14 protein-coding genes and 1 pseudogene are annotated in these 17,698 nt (G+C 44.3%); 10 read left to right on the forward strand and 5 right to left on the reverse strand.

From position 1 onward, the window contains the following. Positions 1 to 33: 33 nt before the first annotated feature. The 3 genes from JQC93_RS02615 to JQC93_RS02625 form a co-directional block, all read right to left on the reverse strand. Positions 34 to 1,125, reverse strand: a complete 1,092-nt coding sequence (locus JQC93_RS02615; RefSeq protein ID WP_205156901.1) for a calcium:proton antiporter — start codon at positions 1,123 to 1,125, stop codon at positions 34 to 36. A 231-nt stretch (positions 1,126 to 1,356) separates the two neighbouring features. Then, entirely contained in the window at positions 1,357 to 2,388 is a 1,032-nt protein-coding gene (locus JQC93_RS02620; protein WP_205156902.1) for an HlyD family secretion protein, read from the reverse strand. Next, positions 2,385 to 2,762: a magnesium transporter gene (locus JQC93_RS02625; RefSeq protein ID WP_408068580.1), complete on the reverse strand. Its 378-nt coding sequence runs from the start codon at positions 2,760 to 2,762 to the stop codon at positions 2,385 to 2,387. The genes JQC93_RS02620 and JQC93_RS02625 overlap by 4 nt, the downstream gene beginning before the upstream one ends. A gap of 482 nt (positions 2,763 to 3,244) precedes the next feature. On the opposite strand from JQC93_RS02625, the gene JQC93_RS02630 reads away from it, so the two are divergent. The 9 genes and pseudogenes from JQC93_RS02630 (at position 3,245) to JQC93_RS02670 (ending at position 14,154) form a co-directional block, all read left to right on the forward strand. Further along, positions 3,245 to 4,999 (forward strand): alkyl sulfatase dimerization domain-containing protein, encoded by a 1,755-nt coding sequence (locus tag JQC93_RS02630; RefSeq protein ID WP_205156903.1) that lies wholly within the window; start codon positions 3,245 to 3,247, stop codon positions 4,997 to 4,999. Positions 5,000 to 5,476: 477 nt separating this feature from the next. Next, entirely contained in the window at positions 5,477 to 6,457 is a 981-nt protein-coding gene (locus tag JQC93_RS02635) for a helix-turn-helix domain-containing protein (protein ID WP_205156904.1), read from the forward strand. Positions 6,458 to 6,710: 253 nt separating this feature from the next. Then, on the forward strand, positions 6,711 to 7,451 hold the full coding sequence (locus JQC93_RS02640; protein WP_205156905.1) for a hypothetical protein: 741 nt from the start codon (positions 6,711 to 6,713) through the stop codon (positions 7,449 to 7,451). Positions 7,452 to 7,502: 51 nt separating this feature from the next. Continuing rightward, positions 7,503 to 8,873 carry a serine hydrolase domain-containing protein gene (locus JQC93_RS02645; RefSeq protein ID WP_205156906.1) on the forward strand — a complete coding sequence of 457 codons (1,371 nt, stop codon included), beginning with the start codon at positions 7,503 to 7,505 and terminating at the stop codon, positions 8,871 to 8,873. 127 nt (positions 8,874 to 9,000) lie between these two features. Further along, entirely contained in the window at positions 9,001 to 10,158 is a 1,158-nt protein-coding gene (locus JQC93_RS02650) for a DcaP family trimeric outer membrane transporter (protein WP_236009253.1), read from the forward strand. A 72-nt stretch (positions 10,159 to 10,230) separates the two neighbouring features. Continuing rightward, entirely contained in the window at positions 10,231 to 11,592 is a 1,362-nt protein-coding gene (locus JQC93_RS02655; protein ID WP_205156907.1) for a serine hydrolase domain-containing protein, read from the forward strand. Positions 11,593 to 12,042: 450 nt separating this feature from the next. Then, positions 12,043 to 12,198 carry a hypothetical protein gene (locus JQC93_RS02660; protein ID WP_205156908.1) on the forward strand — a complete coding sequence of 52 codons (156 nt, stop codon included), beginning with the start codon at positions 12,043 to 12,045 and terminating at the stop codon, positions 12,196 to 12,198. A 268-nt stretch (positions 12,199 to 12,466) separates the two neighbouring features. After that, positions 12,467 to 12,568: pseudogene (locus tag JQC93_RS02665) on the forward strand (GNAT family N-acetyltransferase); the annotation flags it as partial. 215 nt (positions 12,569 to 12,783) lie between these two features. Then, positions 12,784 to 14,154: an MATE family efflux transporter gene (locus JQC93_RS02670; RefSeq protein WP_205156909.1), complete on the forward strand. Its 1,371-nt coding sequence runs from the start codon at positions 12,784 to 12,786 to the stop codon at positions 14,152 to 14,154. Here the strand turns inward: JQC93_RS02670 and JQC93_RS02675 are convergent. Both JQC93_RS02675 and JQC93_RS02680 read right to left on the reverse strand, forming a co-directional pair. Next, positions 14,151 to 14,732 carry a hypothetical protein gene (locus tag JQC93_RS02675; protein ID WP_205156910.1) on the reverse strand — a complete coding sequence of 194 codons (582 nt, stop codon included), beginning with the start codon at positions 14,730 to 14,732 and terminating at the stop codon, positions 14,151 to 14,153. The genes JQC93_RS02670 and JQC93_RS02675 overlap by 4 nt on opposite strands. Positions 14,733 to 14,870: 138 nt before the next feature. Further along, positions 14,871 to 16,466, reverse strand: a complete 1,596-nt coding sequence (locus JQC93_RS02680; RefSeq protein ID WP_205156911.1) for an isocitrate lyase — start codon at positions 16,464 to 16,466, stop codon at positions 14,871 to 14,873. A 181-nt stretch (positions 16,467 to 16,647) separates the two neighbouring features. Here JQC93_RS02680 and JQC93_RS02685 point away from each other — a divergent pair, with 181 nt between their 5' ends. After that, a complete protein-coding gene (locus JQC93_RS02685) occupies positions 16,648 to 17,604 on the forward strand; it encodes a LysR family transcriptional regulator (RefSeq protein ID WP_205156912.1) in 957 nt (318 codons plus the stop codon). The last annotated feature ends 94 nt before the right edge of the window (positions 17,605 to 17,698 follow it).

Genomic DNA, 17,698 nt, shown 5'->3' on the forward strand with positions numbered 1-17,698 from the left:
TAGTTGATAAACTTGGACACGTAGTAAGGCTGGTTAATCAAACATCAAGATGATGTAAGCGAAGAACAAGATAAGGTGAGTAGCGCCATTAAGTGAGTTTGTTCGACCACTACTAAAGCTGACACTTGTCATCATTAGTGTGGCAACAAGAAGTACCATCTCTGCAGGAGCAAGCCCCAGTTGAATAGGTTCATTCATCACATCAGAAATTAACAGTACAGCAGGAACCGTAAGTGCGATTGTCGCTAGAACAGACCCGAAGAACAGGTTCATCGCTCGTTGGAGTTGATTGGTAATTGCAGCTTTTATCGCACCAACGGCTTCAGGAGCAAGGATAATTAGGGCAACAATTAACCCACCCAGTGCAGCAGGTGCACCCATTTCGGTAATACCATCGTTGATAGGTAGAGCTAGACTTTTAGCCAACAAAATAACGACAAGTAAGTAAGCCACAAGCATAATGGTATGGAACAGATTACTTTGTAGTGGCCCATGGTGCTCATGATCATCTTTGTTTTCAGAATCAATGAAAAAGTGAGTATGGCTTCGAGTTTGGACAAACAAAAACACGGCATACAGTGCCACAGAGGCAATAACCAATGTCCAAGTCATAGATAAAGACATGTTGCCGAATGCGTCAGTACTGGTGAAGTTAGGTAGCACTAGACAAAGCATTGCTAGAGGGATGATGGCAACTAAATAGGCTTTGATACCATCTAAGTTGTACGTTTGAGTATGATATTTAAGCCCACCAATAAGAAGTGTAATACCCACAAAACCATTGAGCACTGCCATGACCACGGCAAACATCGTATCGCGCGCAAGTACTGGGTTAGAATCTCCCGTTAACATAACGGAAGAGACCATAATCACTTCTAGTAATACCACTGATAGAGTAAGAATCAACGTGCCCATGGGGTCGCCAAGTTTAATGGCTAAGGCGTCAGAGTGACGAACAACAGAAAAAATCGCTGTCATGACAACATAGAAAAGTACGCCGGTGAGGATCACATACGAAACGGTCGACATTCCGCTTGCAAGTAAATTATCACCAACTAACTTAAAAAATAGAATGGCTAAGATACCAATGAGCATTTTGTATTCTTGCTTGAATGATTTGAGCATGATGAGCCTCTAATTTGCCCACTGCTCGCTAATATCCGTTATCGAGAGTGTGGGTGAACGTAGCGACTTATCCCTTAGTTGCTGTTTATGTAACAACGATAAAGTTCATCGTTATTAGGCGCTATGAATTAGAGAAATGCATATTTGGAATTCGCTTAATTGCAAAAATTTAGTTTTGAAGCGGTAGAAACTCAGCCCCCTTTGAAATGGGGACTGAGCTAATTGAAATGGTCAAATGGCGAACAAGAACGCCTTGTAAGCATTAATCCTAACTGTAGCGGCGCCAATAATGTCCATAAAACCTAACAAAGAGTGTGGCTTTTCTGCGGATATCCATCCCGAGCCTGTCGAGCCGATCGGAATCGCATACCCCTCGGGTTCATCAAATTCTATAATCACTGTTCGCCCGTGATTAGTTGAATTGTTCACCATGTGCTGCCTTACATGCTGGTCGCCATTCACAACAGAAAGGTGCGCTTCACCAGTACCCGGCGTAACGCTATGTACTCGACCTCTGAATATCTCACCAGGGTAAGCATTGACATAAAACTCCGCAAATTGCCCTGGTTTAATTCTCTTATACGTCTGGTCTGCGATGCGCATTTCAACGAATTTTTTGTTGATATCATACAGGTGCATATTACCTACACGAGTGCCTTCAGTAATATTAACCGTTGACACTTGTCCATCAAACGGAGCTCGAATTTCGCGACGATCATTCTGCCACTCAGCGGTTACAATTTGAGCTTCAATGGACTTTATTTGAGCAAATACGGAAGCCACTTTTGCTATGTTTGAATCAATGCGTGTTCGCACGTCATCTCTTTGTGATTCATTGGCAAACTGACTCAATTTGTTTAATCGTTCTAGCGTTCTTTCATCATTTTTAATTTGATGTCTTAACGCGACGATTTCTGCTTCAGCAGCGGATTTTTGTGCGTTTAAACCTTGTATTTGAGCCCCAGTATCCTTGGATTTAAGCGAGTAAAGTAAATCACCTTTTGTAACCAATTGGTTGTGATGAATCATGACTTCCTGCACCTCCTGTCCGACTAATGGGCTTAAAACCGCATGGGGGGCTTTTACCGTAGTACTATTTGTTAAATCGGCTGGCGAGAAAAAACGATGTGCAGAAAATAAGATCGAGCTTAAAACCAACCCTATACCCACCATGGCTACAGCATTACGTAGCGTCCAACTTACAACGCCTGTTTTTACCAATAACCAGCAAATTAACATGTAGGGGAGCATGATCTCTTTCATAATTTTGGCTCCGGTTGAGTATGACCCTGCGGCTCTTTATTCGGGTTAATACCAGTGCTAATAATCTGAGAGAAAGAGCGTGACACTAAGTCCCAGCGCGTGAAGGCAACAATGATTGCGAGTACCCACCACATTTTGTCAATAAAAAGACCACACAAAGATAGAGCGAATACTATTTGAGTATGCGCAGAAGCCATTGATTGAGCTTTATGAACCGCTATTTCATGCAGTTTCCAAAATAGAGATAAGACATAAATGGTGATCAAAATAGTTGCACAGGCAATGGCCCCTAGAAAGTACTGTGAGTCAATGAGTTGAATGATAGAAGGGTAGCCATTTATAAAATGCTCTTCAGGTAAATCTGTGCCATGCACACGACCTAGTTTGGAAAGAATGTAGGAAAGAAAGAGCAAAAGGGATGCGAATATTGACCCTGTGAAGAGCCGCTTTGCATAAAAATGAAACTCAGCAGAAAACCATTTTCTCCGCGGTGCTGTTTTTTTAAACCTATGTGTTTTAGGCATAACCTAGTACCTCAGTAAATTAAGGCTAAATTTGGGTGCGATGTTAGCTTTAGCCGTAGATCGACACATAATTCGTCTGAGTCCATCAACGAATAAGTGAGAAAGCAGCCAACTCCTTGGGAGCCATTTAATGAGTAAAGTAATGACGTGAAAGTTTTAAAGCTATGAATTAGAGAAATGCATATTTGACGATTGTTTTTGCAGTATTGGGCAGTATGAATTAGCACATATGACTTTCTCTAATTCATCGACTTAAGTTGGATAAATGGATTTAACTAACACAACAAAACACGACTTAAATGATGTCATGTCCAACACAGAAGGCTTTAAATATGTACAGAAAACTCTTTGGCAGCAGTTTATTACTCACAACTTCTTTTTTTGCAGTGGCAGACCAATACAACCTATCTTTAAACTATGAACCTATATTGATGAAAAATGGAGTTATAACGACTACACCTGCGGCGAACGTTGATAAAGAGTGGAACGTGGACAAAAAGTCCGTTACGCAAATAACTGAGGGTGTTTATCGAATTGGAGGGTGGGGAATTGGTAATATCATTGCTGTCCACGCACCGGAAGGTTGGATTATTGTTGATACTGGCGACAGTGTTACTGTTGCCAAAGAACAGCGTGCAGCACTGGAGAATGTGCTAAATGAAACACTAGACGTACAAGCGATTTTGTACACTCACTCTCACTATGTTTTTGGTTCAGCAGCATGGCAGGGCGAAGAGACTAAAGTCTATGCTCATGAATGGATGGAAAAACATTTGTTCGCCGACAACGGTGTGAGTCCACTAGCAGGCAACTTTAATGCTAGAGCGATGATTCAGTTTGGTATGCTTCATCCTGAAAGTGGTCCAGACGCTTTTCCAAATCAATTGGGCTTCTCTTTAGACAAGCTGTCTGGTGAAAAGGGCTACTTGTCACCAGATATCACGTTTACTCATAATGAGATTGAGACTCACCAGATAGCAGGCACGGAAGTAATTGTGTTACCAAGCCCAACTGATGTGACCGATAGCGTGGCGTATTACTTTCCCGAGAAAAGCTTGATGGTGACAAATGCTATCAACGGTGGCAGTAGTATTTTTAATTTGTATACCTTACGAGGTGATCGATACCGTGATCCTATTCGCCTAGTTGATGCGGCTGATTTGCTTCTAGAATACGATTTTAACTATCACGTTGATATTCATGGTGGGGCAAATACTACTAGGGAAGATGCATTAACTTCGATCCATGGTTTCCGTGATTCTATGCAGTTAATTCACGACCAAACCATTAGGGCTATTAGTTTAGGAAAGGACGCACAAGGAGCGGCTGAATTTGTGTATATGCCGCTAGACATAAGAAAGGATAAAGAAACCTATGGACAAGTAGAAAGTCATGTAAAACAAGTCTATAACGGCATTGTTGGATGGAATGGTTGGGACGTTTACGATATTAACCCGCTCCGTACCAATGAATTTGCAACCATGTATATCGATAGTATTGGAGGTGTCGAAGAAGCAACCAAGATGGTGCAATCTTCAAATAGTAAACAAACCATAGAAGGTTGGCAGTGGTCACTCTACCTAACTTCCCAATTATTAGAAGTGGAATCAGATAATGCTGCAATAAAACAGCTTCGCGCTGAAGCGGCCCGCGCTCTGGGGCAGCGTACTAGCTCTGCAAATGCACGTGGGTTTTATATATCAGAAGCTTTACTCCATGAAGGGAAACTATCGTTAGGAGAACTAGAAATTGAAAACTTTGCAACTTTAAGCCAAATGATGGGAGCAATGGATAAAGAAAAACTCGCGAATTCACCCATTGAATCTAATGTCGAGTACATTCGCTACCTCGTTGATACGCGTAAAGCTGAAGGGTTACACTCAATGTTCAATCTGAAAATGACAGATAGTGATGCTGTATTTAGTATTGAATTACGCAATGGAATTATCCAAGTTGGTTCGAAACTTAACGAAGGTGTAACCGTAGAGTTATCGCACGAAGAATGGAGTGACGTTGTATTAGGCAACACACAATTCAGTAAACTGAACTCTACTTTAGTAATATTTGATGAAGTACTGAGTCTCTAGTGATAGAAATCTGAAATTGATAAGATAAGAGTCTCCATCTAGTGGTCAACCAAATTTGACCACTAGATTAGAGGTTTTCTCATACTAATCCTAATCTGCACCTTCCTAATTTAATTAATTACCCTAACAAACCTCTGTCCAGAGACGTTCTAGCCCGCTTAACTCTAGCTCATTTATGCCCCATTGTGTGTTTAGAACACAGAAAACGTTAATAAAAATTATCGGTCAGCAGGCTTTTGCAGATTTATGGGACAAGTTGGTGCCATGAGCTCAGCACTTTCATTGTTCACGGTTTCTAGTCAAGATGTATTGCCCAGCAGACTGAGTATGCTCAAGTTGTGTACAACTGCAAGCCAATTGCGCGAACTCATATTTGGATTAAACACATATCTGTATATAGGCACAGTTGCATGATTGAAACCCAATGCATTCGTAGACTATTCTAATAGGAAGACAACAACACTGTTAAAATGAAAAATGCGCCGATTACATGACAACTTAATTCTGACGTCTGCTGAATCTATGTGGTATTTCATTCCTTACTTCGAAAGTCACGGTATTCAGTGGCGAGGAGTTGCGGAAGAGTTCGATCTACCTACTGATAAGCCCAAAGCTGAAGCATGGATCCCAGTAACAAGTTATTGCTTGTTTCTTAATAAAATGTCGGCTTTTTGCGATACAGAGATGCCTCTCGTGGTTGGCAAAACAGTTGGCAAAAGTGTTGTTGAGGGGCGGTGGGGGGTTATTGCTAAGGAGCAATCGTTTAAGGCGATTTTGCAATCCTTAATGACCAATGAACACCGCTGGAGTCGACAGAATAATTACTGGCTCGAACAGATTTCAGGTGCGTGGTGTTGGTGCCATCGCGGCGCACTTAAGCCATCTTACCCCGGCTCGCAAATTAATGAGTGGTTTCGTGTAGCACTGTTACTTCAGATATGTCGCCAGTGGCTAGGTCAAGACTGGGTGCCATCACGCTTGAACGCTCTAACAGAAGAACATCAAGGCAAAAAGTACGGTGATATTCTACTGCCGGATACCAATATTCGCTATGGACAACCGTTCATGAGTATGGAACTGACGGGCGTAGATGCACTTGAAGCCATGACCAACCGCTCATTGAAGTCCAGAGATATTAGTGAAGTTCGTCTACTCGCTGAGAGCTACTGTCATTTGCCACACTTTACCTTGGATTGGCTAGCCGCTTTATTTGGTGTGACAAGTAAAACTCTCTATCGCTATTTCAAAGATCACGACACCTCATTCAAAGAGATTAAAAAGAGTGCGGTACTTGAACGCAGTGAACAGCTGATTCGCGACACTGACGAACCCGTGAGCAACATCGCCTATCAAATGGGTTACAAAGATGTCTCAAATTTCAACCGTGCAATTAAGACGATGAGTGGAAGCACGCCCGCCCAATTGAGACTAGCCTTCAGAGAGGGTGCAAGTGGATAACTCAGCGCCCACATCCCCATTTTCAACTTGAGACTCTCCCTTTCATCTTTTACCACTTACCTAAAATCATCAGTTAATGTCCTTTTGTGACCTGTTTAATGTCCGTAAATGACCTCTGTAAATGTTGTCAAGTCACTTAATATAGCCGTCATCGAAAGGAACTTTAGCTTCAGTCATAAAGCGCAGTGCTTTCTGCTGAAGGTCTTACAAACGGATTTTGTATTACTTACATCGATAACTATGAGATTTGACGATGACAAATACGAAATCAATCGCGGTACTGCTTGCTCTAGCAACATCACTACCCGCTTTTGCAGCAGAAAAAGCACCTGATCCTTCAGATCTAACCGAGACAAACACGTCAGCATACGTAGGTATGAGCAATAAAGGTGGCTTTAAAGCTTCTATCTCTGGTGACATGACGTTTGACAATGGCCAGACTGGCATGATGACTGTGGAAGCAGCCATCGATAATCAAGGCAACTACACTGACAGTCGTCTTCAGTACTTCCACGTGATGACCACGCAAAACTCATTTGTACCCAAAGTGGCAGCGTCATTGGATGTATTGGACAACGCTCTCTTTACCTCAGCGTCTCCGGGTGTGACTTTGGCCATTAACTCCGGTGTGAAAGGTCTAAACATTTTCCCTCGTGTTGGCGTGCTAGGTGGTGAGTTCTCTGATGACGTGAAAGCTATGGCTAACATCACTGACGAAAAAGCAGTCGGTGGTTCAGCTGCTCTATACATGTTCTATACCGCTGGCGACGACGGCACGTATTTCGGCTTGTACCCTGAGTACAACTACCTGTCAGGTGATGTCGATATGTCTGTTTTGAATACCAACTTCCTAATGTCGACACCGCTAAGTAACGACAAAACGCGTTGGGGCCAAATCAAAATCACCAACACAAACACAACGGTCAAAAACAGTTTCGTTGATGAAAAAGTCAACGACACCGTGGTATGGGCAAACTACAAATTTTACTTCTAATTCAGCCTGATATCAGCGTTAAGCTTAATCAAATTTAGACGGGTAACTATTATGAAAACTACATTTAAACTACGTAACATCGCACTTCTTGTTGCAACTACGCTTACTGCGGGTGCAGCAGTAGCAGAGTCACCACTTGAGAAAGCGCTGGCTGTACCAGGTGCAAAACCAAACATCCCTGTTACTCAAGTTAAAGAAGGATTTGACAAAACGTTTATTGATGAAGCCAATGCCGCTTTTGGTAACTTCCACATGCAGATGGGGGGTGACCACGCTCTTTACTACACTCTGAACATGACGAAGTTCTTGCCAGCAGAATTGGCGATGCCGCACGGTGAAGTAAGTGTTTTAAAACGCAACATCAACGATTCTCTTAACGATCTTACCTTTACTATGGGTGACGGCAGCGAGTCGGTTTCAATGGAACAATACATTCACGATGAGAAAACACGCGTACAAGGCATCATGATCCTGAAAGGTGGTGAAGTGGTCTATGAAGCGTTTCCTGGCATGAACCCAGAAGACTCTCACATCTGGGCGTCAGTAGCAAAATCATCAGTGGGTACACTGTTAACCATGCTAGAAGTGGAAGGCAAGGTTGATATGTCTAAGTCGGTCACTGAGTACGTACCTGAGTTAAAAGGTACTGAGTGGGATAATGTCATCATGCTTGATGCGATGAACATGGCTTCTGGTTTGGACATCAGTGAAAACGCAGAAAATACCCTAAATCCACGCTCGGTATTCCAACGTATGCTGTCAGCCGACTTCAATGTTGTTAATGCTGATGGTGTGATTGAAGACGAGATGAAAGTACTGCGCGATGTACTTCCTCTTGAAGGAGAACCATCTGGTGAAGTGGCACGCTACAGCTCAACAGTTACCAAAGTGCTTGGTGTTGCGATTGAAAACATCACACAGCAACCATATACCGAGGTATTTGAAGAGCGTATTTGGTCTAAAATTGGTGCTCGCGCATCTGCACAAATTAATGTGACACCAGCCGGTCACGCTATGGCATACGGTACCGTGAATAGCCGTTTAGACGATTTAGCTCGTTACGGTCTGCTATTTACTCCTAGCTGGGACAAAGTTGCTAAAGAGCAAGTTGTTTCAAACGAAGTGCTTGAGAAAATGCAAAAAGGAGGTAACCACGAGGCTTACATGGCGGGTGATTTTACGGACCACTCATGGGTTAAAGCGTCATTTGGTAAAGATATGCCAATCTACAATACGCACCAATGGGATGCGGCTTGGGAAGATGGTGCGCTGTTTAAACATGGCAACCTATATCAAAGCATCTATGTCGACCCAGCACGTGATGTTGTGGGTGTAGCCTTCTCTACCTCTCCGGTCTACCTAACACCAGACTTGGTTCCAGGTTACCTACGCGAAGCAGCTAAACAGCTCGCTGACAAATAACTTGTAAGCCCTCCTCATTCGGGGAGGGCATCTAAAAACACTTTTAATCGATGTAATGAGTTTCTTCACAAAAACGAAGAAGGGCCTCGTACATCTCGCAAAACCTATTTTTATCGAGTGTCATGGTATGAATCAACAAAATCCGATGCTTAAAAAGAGTCTCATAGCGATGGGAATCACTGCGTCAGTCGGTCTTTCGACTTCTGCGTTGGCAAACTCTTTTGAGGTGACAGATCGCACTAGTATGGACCTTTCAGGCAAGATTGTTGGAGCGCTGATTGCGGATAGTGATGTGTCCGGTATGGGGAATAACAACCTTCCAAATGGACTACTGGGCAAAAGTGATGACGCAAACATCGCGATTGATACAACACTGACGCGCCTGAACTTTGGGACCCAAACTGAACTTGAAGGCGATGAGTCACTTAAATCCTTCGTGTCTTTCGACTTCAATGGCACGAATAGCGGCAAAATGGATCTGCGCATGCGCGAAGCCTATGTAAATTGGCGAATCGGCAATGGCTCACTGCTTGTTGGCCAAACATGGTCGACATTGATGGATCTGAACCGTTTCCCAGATTCATTGTTAGAGCCAACATTGAGCGGGGTGGTCTTTACCCGTCAACCAATGGTTCGTTGGTCACAGTCATTTGGAACGTTTCGTTATGATGTGGCATTAGAAAGCGGCTCAAATCGTGTCACAACTGAAGACACAGACACTGTGCTCGACAATACCTCAGATTATCCTGATTTCATTGTGGGTGTTCAGCAAAACACCGATCACTATTGGCTTAGATTGTCTGGCGTCGTGAATCACATTACGACTAAAGATGTGCGTAGCAATGATACCTATAGTGACAATGGTTGGGCTGTCCATCTATCTGGTGGCATCAAGCTCAACGAAAAAGATCATTTCCAATTGGCGTATTACAACAGTCGCGGCAATGACCGATATGTGTTGGGTACTAGCCAAACTGGACCACTCTTTACTCAAGAAACAGGCGAGTTCCATCTTCGTGAATCGCAATCGCTGTGGGGTGCGATAGGCCATTCGTGGACAGACACTCTTAAGTCGACGTTTAGCTATGGGGTATGGCAAGCCGATGAATTTGAATGGCAAGCAGATACATTCACGCAAACTGAATTTGCCTTGGCAAACCTGAAGTGGACGGCACGTGAAAACCTCGTGTTAGGGGTAGAATACAACTACACCACTTACGATCGTTCGATATCAGATAGTCGTGATAACCACCGTTTGATCTTCGCAATCGATTATCAATTTTAAGCATCTATTTAATTAACCAACATGAGAAATGAGATGTTATGAAAATGGGCGTCTCTCCTCATAGGAGCAATTATGAAAACTTTTAACCTAAATAAATTATCATCAGCAATCGCACTAGGCAGTGCGTTGGTATTTTCTTCAGCTGTGTTTGCAGAAACTGAAATCAACCCAAATGGTCCAACATTAGCACAGACAAGCGAACTAAGTACGTCACGCACGGTCGACGAAATTAACGCCATTAGCGCGTTCTTTAATCAACCTGAAAACAAAGTGAAAATTCAGTTTCCTTCTGCTGAAACTGAGTTTGCTTGGGTAAACATGTCTAAGTTTTACCCAACGGTTCAAGTGCCACGTAGTGGTGAAGTTTCTGAACTTCCTTATGCGATCAATGCAGACATCAACGATGTTAAATACATGAACTACCGCTCTGAAAAGGAAATCTCAGTAGATGAGCACTTTGAAACCAAACCGATTGACGCAATGGTCGTGGTTAAAGATGGCAAAATCGTATTTGAGCGTTACAAAACTATGCGCCCACAAGACAAACATTTGTGGATGTCAGTATCAAAAGTAACAGGCTCTACGGTTCTGGCGATGCTTGAACAAGAAGGCAAAATTGATGTACAAAAACCTGTCAGCCACTACCTTCCAGAGTTAAAAGGTTCGGTTTGGGATACAGTAAAGGTTGAAGAATCTTTGGATATGGCTTCTGGCCTAAACGGCACAGAGCACGATGAGCCGACACCAGATTCACGTACAAACCCTGACCAAATCTGGTTCCGTTGGGCCGCAACCGACATGGTAAGCATGGCACCTGACGTGCGCGGCCGTGACGAAAGCTGGGTAGATGTTTTGACTTCAATGGAGCGCAAAACTCCGGGCCATCAACTGTTTGAATACAACTCTATTAACACGTTTGTAATCAACCGCATTGTAGAGCATGTGTCTGGCAAACCATTGTCAGAGCTTTTTGCAGAGCGCATCTGGAGCAAGCTAGGTATGGAGCACGACGCTTACTACGTGAGCAGCCCAGCAGGTAATACTCTTGGTTTTATGGGTGTGAACTCTACTCTTCGTGACCTAGCTCGATTTGGTATGGCATTTACCCCAAGCGTTGAGCAAATTGCGGGCGAAGAAATCGTTTCTGATGAAATTATGGCGAAGATCCACGACCGTAAATACCTCGATCAGTACCCTGATGGCTACTTAGGTAAAAAACTGACTAAAAACTTTGCAGACGATGCAGGTAACATCAGTAACCGCTATCAGTGGGATGCAGTAACTTCCGAAGGCGACATGTATAAAGCTGGAGTCGGTGGCCAAGGTGTTTATATTTCACCTTCAACAGACACCGTTGTTGCGTGGTTCTCAACGGGTGATGGTGAAAACCAAGAAGAGTCGATGGCTAGAGCAATTGTCCAAGCGATCAAATAAAGATCGGCGACAGAACTGATAGATCAAATGCTATACCAATGGTATTAATCATAGTGCTGCATGCCTAGTACCCAGTGAGGTGGCTCTCCGAGGTGAGCCACCTTGTTTAGAACTTACCAAAACTAACAATGCTGTTTGCTAGGGAGTCGCCGAGAGAGTGTGTTTAGTGTCCTAGTTGCTTCTAACGCAGTGTGGTTTTCGATTGGTCAATTTTGTCGTGAACAGAGGAGAGTTTGCGAGTTAAGAAAATGGTTGTAGTCAAAAGGTCTCGAATATTGCCAAAGACTAAGGTTCAATGTGATATGAATACCCTTAGTAAATTGAGTGCACTTGTGCTCTTCCCGTTATTTTTCCTCTCCAATATGTCATTCGCTGCTAGTTCAACGAACAACAAAGTGTTTGATCGTGAAGTAGTCACTGGGAAAGAAGTATTTTCTCATTGTGGAATCGATGAAAGCATCCCCCAAGCTTGCCATGACTTCCTTATTACAAGGCGAGCACTTAGTCGAGCATGCCAGTCGCCGTTGGCAATTCGGAGAAGAGGTTCGTGAGTCAACGGTGTTCCTAGTAAAAGATACCGATTTAAAGGTCAATATTGACCTTTAAATCGGTATTGTCCTGAACAATTAGTTGGTGGTGCGAATGTTATCGCAGAAATAGAGAGGTTTACCAAAACAGAGTATCGTCTTAGAAACTATGCAAATAGCTATGACCTATCTTTGGTGAGAGCATCACAATTGAGTGACGATTCTATAGTCATTAGTTTTGATTACTCTAAGTACGGCCTGCCACAGGACATCGCATATTTTCGATTTTCGAGAGTTGAGCTTCTTCTTAATAATGGTGAGCCAACGACCATGCGAATATTCAATAAGAGGCCGTGGGCTTCTACGAGCATATGGGGTTCAAAGTTGTTTCGCGCTCACCACTTGATGATATGGGAAAACCTTTTCCAATTCTGCATATGACACTTTAAAGCTCGGTTTGTCGTAACCAAGTTGGTTAGAAGAAACGCCCAAAGCTAATAACTTTGGGCGTTTCCGTATAGGCGAGCATTGATACTGCCTGATTATCTAGCAAAACTTAAAACTGATTCAACCACGCGCCTAATTATCAATAGTTTTAATCTCGTTATACTCTCAGCCTGTCAAGTTATCACTTGCTCATTCATACTCGAGAAGGTCTGCCTTAATGCCTGTTATTTCACCCTCACTACGACTGGTTATCCAACGAACCTTGCCATTAACGGTTGGGCTATTTGCCACGATGATGGTGCAGTTGGTGGACTCAATCTTTATTGGTCGGCTTGGTGTGGATGAATTGGCGATCCATGGTATTACCTTGCCGTTCCAAGCTGCGTTTATTGGGGTCCAAGTGGGGCTGGGGGTGGCGGCTACATCGCTCATTTCTCAGGCGAGTGGGGCACAAGACTCTGTTAGAGCCAGTAACATCGCAACGCTTTCTGTAGTCGGAGGGACGATATTTATCGCGCTATTGAGTGTGGTGTTGTACCTCCTTAAAGCGCCTTTGTTGGATGCATTTCTTTCTGGAGAAGCGTCTCGCGAACACTATGTTGTTCTGCAATCTATTTTTAACCGCTACTGGCCGTTTTGGTTGTTTAGCGCAACCTCTGTGGCGGCGTTGTACCTAGTGTCTTGTGTGTTTCGGGCCAACGAAGATTCTAAGTCCACAGGAAAAATGTTTCTTTACGCCAGTTTGATGAACCTGGTATTGGATCCGATTCTGATCTTTGGATTGGATTTGGGGATCATAGGGGCCGCTTTAGCCACTAGCATAGGCTACTTGTCGTGTACTTTGTATATGCTGCTAAGTTCTGGGAAAAAGCATTGGTTCAGCCCAATTGGCCGAGCACTCAAGGCGATACATCACGCCAAACAACTGGCTGCATTAACCGTGACCACCACGATGAATCAAGCCTTACCGTCAGTCAGCGCATTTTTGTGCATGGTGTTTGTTTCCAGTTTGGGGACTGACGCGATTGCATTTTGGAGCTTACTTGCTCGTATTGAGGGCTTTTTGTTGGTGTTCACTTTGGCGTTAACCATGGCGGTGCCACCGATCATTGGGCGCTATTTAGGGCAAGGAGAGCACAGTAAAATCAACGAAATGCTCGCCACGACAAGCAAGTTCTTATTGCTGTTTCATTTTTCAGCCGCGGTAATTGTGGGCTTTGGCTCGTCACTGCTCATTCCATTAATAAACAATGACCCAACAATACAGGGTTGGTTTAGCACTGTATTGTGGGTGATCCCATTTAGCTACGGACCATTAGGGTTATGTATGCTGGTGGTGTCGTCGTTTAATGCACTGGGTAAGCCCAAACGCGCGCTGCTGGTGTCTGTGGTGAGATTATTTGCGCTGTATGTGCCTGCGATATGGGTTGGCACCTCCACCGGCGATGTTGTAAATACAGTTATCTGCGCGGCAACAGCGAATGTTTTGGCGGGTGGTTATGCGTGGCTCAAATTACAGCAATTTTCTGCTACACCAATAGCGCCAATCACTACTGAAGCATCAACGGCCACACAAACTACTAGTTAAGCCTGTTCGCTCACGGTTTCTCGTAACTGGCAGACAAATTGTGGATCAATGTCTTGGTCGATGTACGCCATGCCTAATTTGTTTAGATACTCCATTCTATCGGCACTTCTTAGGTCGATGTCGGGGGTAGGGAAGTCGCACTGCTGGTAAATGCCCGCTAGGTGCGCCATAAAGTGCTCGCCACTGTCCATCATTAATAGACTCATCGCACCGACATCTGGCTTAACTTTCGCAAGAGATTCTGCTGGGAGAGTTACCTCCAATACAATAGGCTCTTCGCTGCCTTCAAAGCGAACGCTGCGATCGCGCACTGTCTGTGTCGCCCAGTAATACGCTAACTCTTTGCTTTGGGTAAGAAATACGGGCTCTTGGGTGGGGGTAAAGGTGTTGCCTATGGTAGCCATTGTTTTTTGGGCCGCGTCGGTTAACGCCTCGTCACCAGAGCGCTTTAACCCCGATTGCATGATGGAAGGCACTAATGCAGATGTAGTACCGTGGTACCAGACATCTGAGGTGGTGAAGCCATGCTCGGTGAGAAGGTGTTTTGCATCTTGTAAGTACATCGGAAGAGTGGTCATAAGCGGCCTCTACAAACAGGAAGTGAAGGATCGTTCTCAGCGTTTTTTATAATAGAACAATGAGTAGGCTCATCGTACAAAAGGTTGGAGGATAAAAAAGCGACATCTCTGCCGCTTTTCATTATCCGATTATTGGTATTAGAACTGGTTCGAGGTGTTTTTCTCACCAGCGGCCTTAAGCGCGTTCTCACCGGCAAAGTACTCTTTGTGATCATCACCAATGTCAGAGCCCGACATATTTTGGTGTTTCACACAGGCGATTCCCTGACGGATCTCTTTACGCTGAACGTTTGCCACGTAACCCAACATGCCTTGGTCACCGAAGTACTCTTTGGCTAGGTTGTCGGTAGACAGCGCCGCCGTGTGGTAAGTCGGTAGTGTTATCAAGTGGTGGAAAATATTCGCCTCACGTGATGCGTCGGCTTGGAATGTGCGGATGCGGTCATCGGCACGTGTAGACAACTCAGTTTCGTCGTACTCTGCGCTCATTAGATTGTCACGATCGTACGCTGATACGTCTTCGCCCGCTTCAACCATTGCATCATAGGTTTGCTGACGGAAGTTTAAGGTCCAGTTAAATGAAGGTGAGTTGTTGTACACCAGCTTCGCATCTGGGTGAACTTCACGTACACCGTCCATCATCTCTTTAATCTGGCCAATGTGTGGTTTTTCGGTTTCAATCCACAAAAGGTCTGCGCCAGCATTGATGGCTTCAATACAGTCAAATACACAGCGATCTTCCCCCGTGCCTTCACGGAATTGGTACAAGCCTGATGGTAGACGCTTAGGACGAACCAGTTTACCGTCGCGGTTAAAGCATACGTCGCCTTCCGCCATATCTGCTACATCAATCTCTTCAACGTCTAGGTAAGAGTTATATACATCACCCTGATCGCCTGGCTCTTTAACCACCGCAATCTCTTTGGTCAAACCTGCGCCTTGCGAGTCGGTACGAGCAACAATAATACCGTTGTCGATGCCCAGCTCTAAGAAGGCGTAACGAAGTGCGCGAAGTTTGGCGTGGAAATCGGCGTGAGGGACTGTCACTTTACCATCTTGGTGCCCACACTGTTTCTCGTCGGCTACTTGGTTTTCGATTTGTAGACAGCAAGCACCGGCTTCAATCATCTGCTTAGCCATGAGGTAAGTCGCTTCTGCGTTACCAAATCCAGCATCGATATCGGCAATAATTGGCACAACATGGGTCACATGATTGTCGATCTGATCTTGAATGGAATCTTGCAGACTGACGTCACCGGCTTCGCGAGCCGCATCAAGAGCACGGAACAAGCCACCTAGTTCGCGAGCATCCGCTTGGCGCAAGAAGGTGTATAGCTCTTCAACCAAGCCTGCAACCGAGGTTTTCTCGTGCATAGACTGGTCGGGAAGAGGACCAAAATCTGAGCGAAGCGCCGCAACCATCCAACCAGACAGGTATAGGTAACGACGGTCGGTTTTACCGCCAAAGTGCTTTTTAATCGAAATCAGCTTTTGTTGGCCGATAAAACCGTGCCAGCAGCCCAAAGATTGGGTGTACTGAGTCTTATCTTTATCAAAAGCGTCCATATCTGCACGCATAATGTCTGCGGTGTATTGCGCAATATCCAAACCAGTCTTGAATTTGTTTTGTGCACGCATTCGAGCAGCAGATTCGGGGTTGATTGCGTCCCAAGGGGCACCAGCGGCGCGCTTGGCTACTTCGATCATTTCGATATCTTGATTGATTTGCGACATAGACTCGTCCTTTAGTTTTGTAGGGTACTTTCTTATAAGTTTCTTGGGCGTTCCTGCTTACTATTCCTGTAAGCTGGCGGTGAGTGTTCTCTCTTCGTAGAAACATCTAACCTTGGACAAAGTATAAGCAGCTATGTGATAATTTATTAAATTTATAGTTTTTATACTCGGTATTTTTTATATGAATATTAGTCGTATTGACCTTAATCTTCTTGTGTATTTAGACACCTTGCTAAGAATGCGAAATGTCACCCAAGCGGCCAACCATTTGGGGATCACTCAGCCGGCAATGAGTAATGGACTCAAACGGTTAAGGGATCTATTTGAAGACCCATTGCTAGTAAGAACCAGCGAAGGAATGATGCCAACAGAGCGCGCTTTGAAGCTGCAGCCAGTGATCCGAAATGTGCTGGCAAATGTTGAAAAAGCGCTGCAACCTACCCACGAATTTGATGCAGAAAATAGCAACAGAGTGTTCCGGATCATGGCTAGTGACTACGCTGAGTCGACTTTGATCCAGCCGTTATTGCAACGTTTAAGTCAGGTCGCGCCCAAGATCCGTCTCGACATCATGACCCCCAGTGATGTGAGCTATCAGGATGTAGAGCAGGGCACAGTCGACATCATTATTAACCGCTTTGACGATATTCCGATGTCTTTCCACCAAGTCAGCCTTTGGCACGACGGCTTCTCGTGTCTATTTAGTAAAGACAACCCAATTGCCGAGCAATTTGATCTTAGGTCTTACTTAAAAGCGCAGCATATCTGGGTAAGTAAAACAGGTATGGGGACAGGTGTTGGGGTCAACCCGAGTGAGGTTCAAAAACTCGGCTGGATCGATGAGGCACTGATGCGCATTGGCAAAACTCGAAACATCACGGTGTTTACCCGTCACTATTTGTCGGCCGTATTGTTTGCCCAGCAACCTAACCTTATTTTGACCATTCCTAGTAAAGCCGCTCAATCACAGCGAAACAATCCCAAGCTGTTAATCAAACCTGCGCCTTTTGCTATTGAGCCCTTTGAGGTGAAGATGGCTTGGAGTCCGCTGCTGCAAAGTAACCCCGATCACCAATGGATGCGGCAATTAATTAAAACCGTAGCGAATGAAATTGAAAGCGGAGTGGTTGAAATGTAACCAATTTATAGCCATTTATTTTATGAATGACGAATATAAATTGCATAAATTGGATTAATTTTGGTGCCTTTTGTACAGTTTTAGAACAGTTTTT

It is taken from the genome of Vibrio ulleungensis (genome assembly GCF_016900875.1).
GTDB lineage: Bacteria > Pseudomonadota > Gammaproteobacteria > Enterobacterales > Vibrionaceae > Vibrio > Vibrio ulleungensis.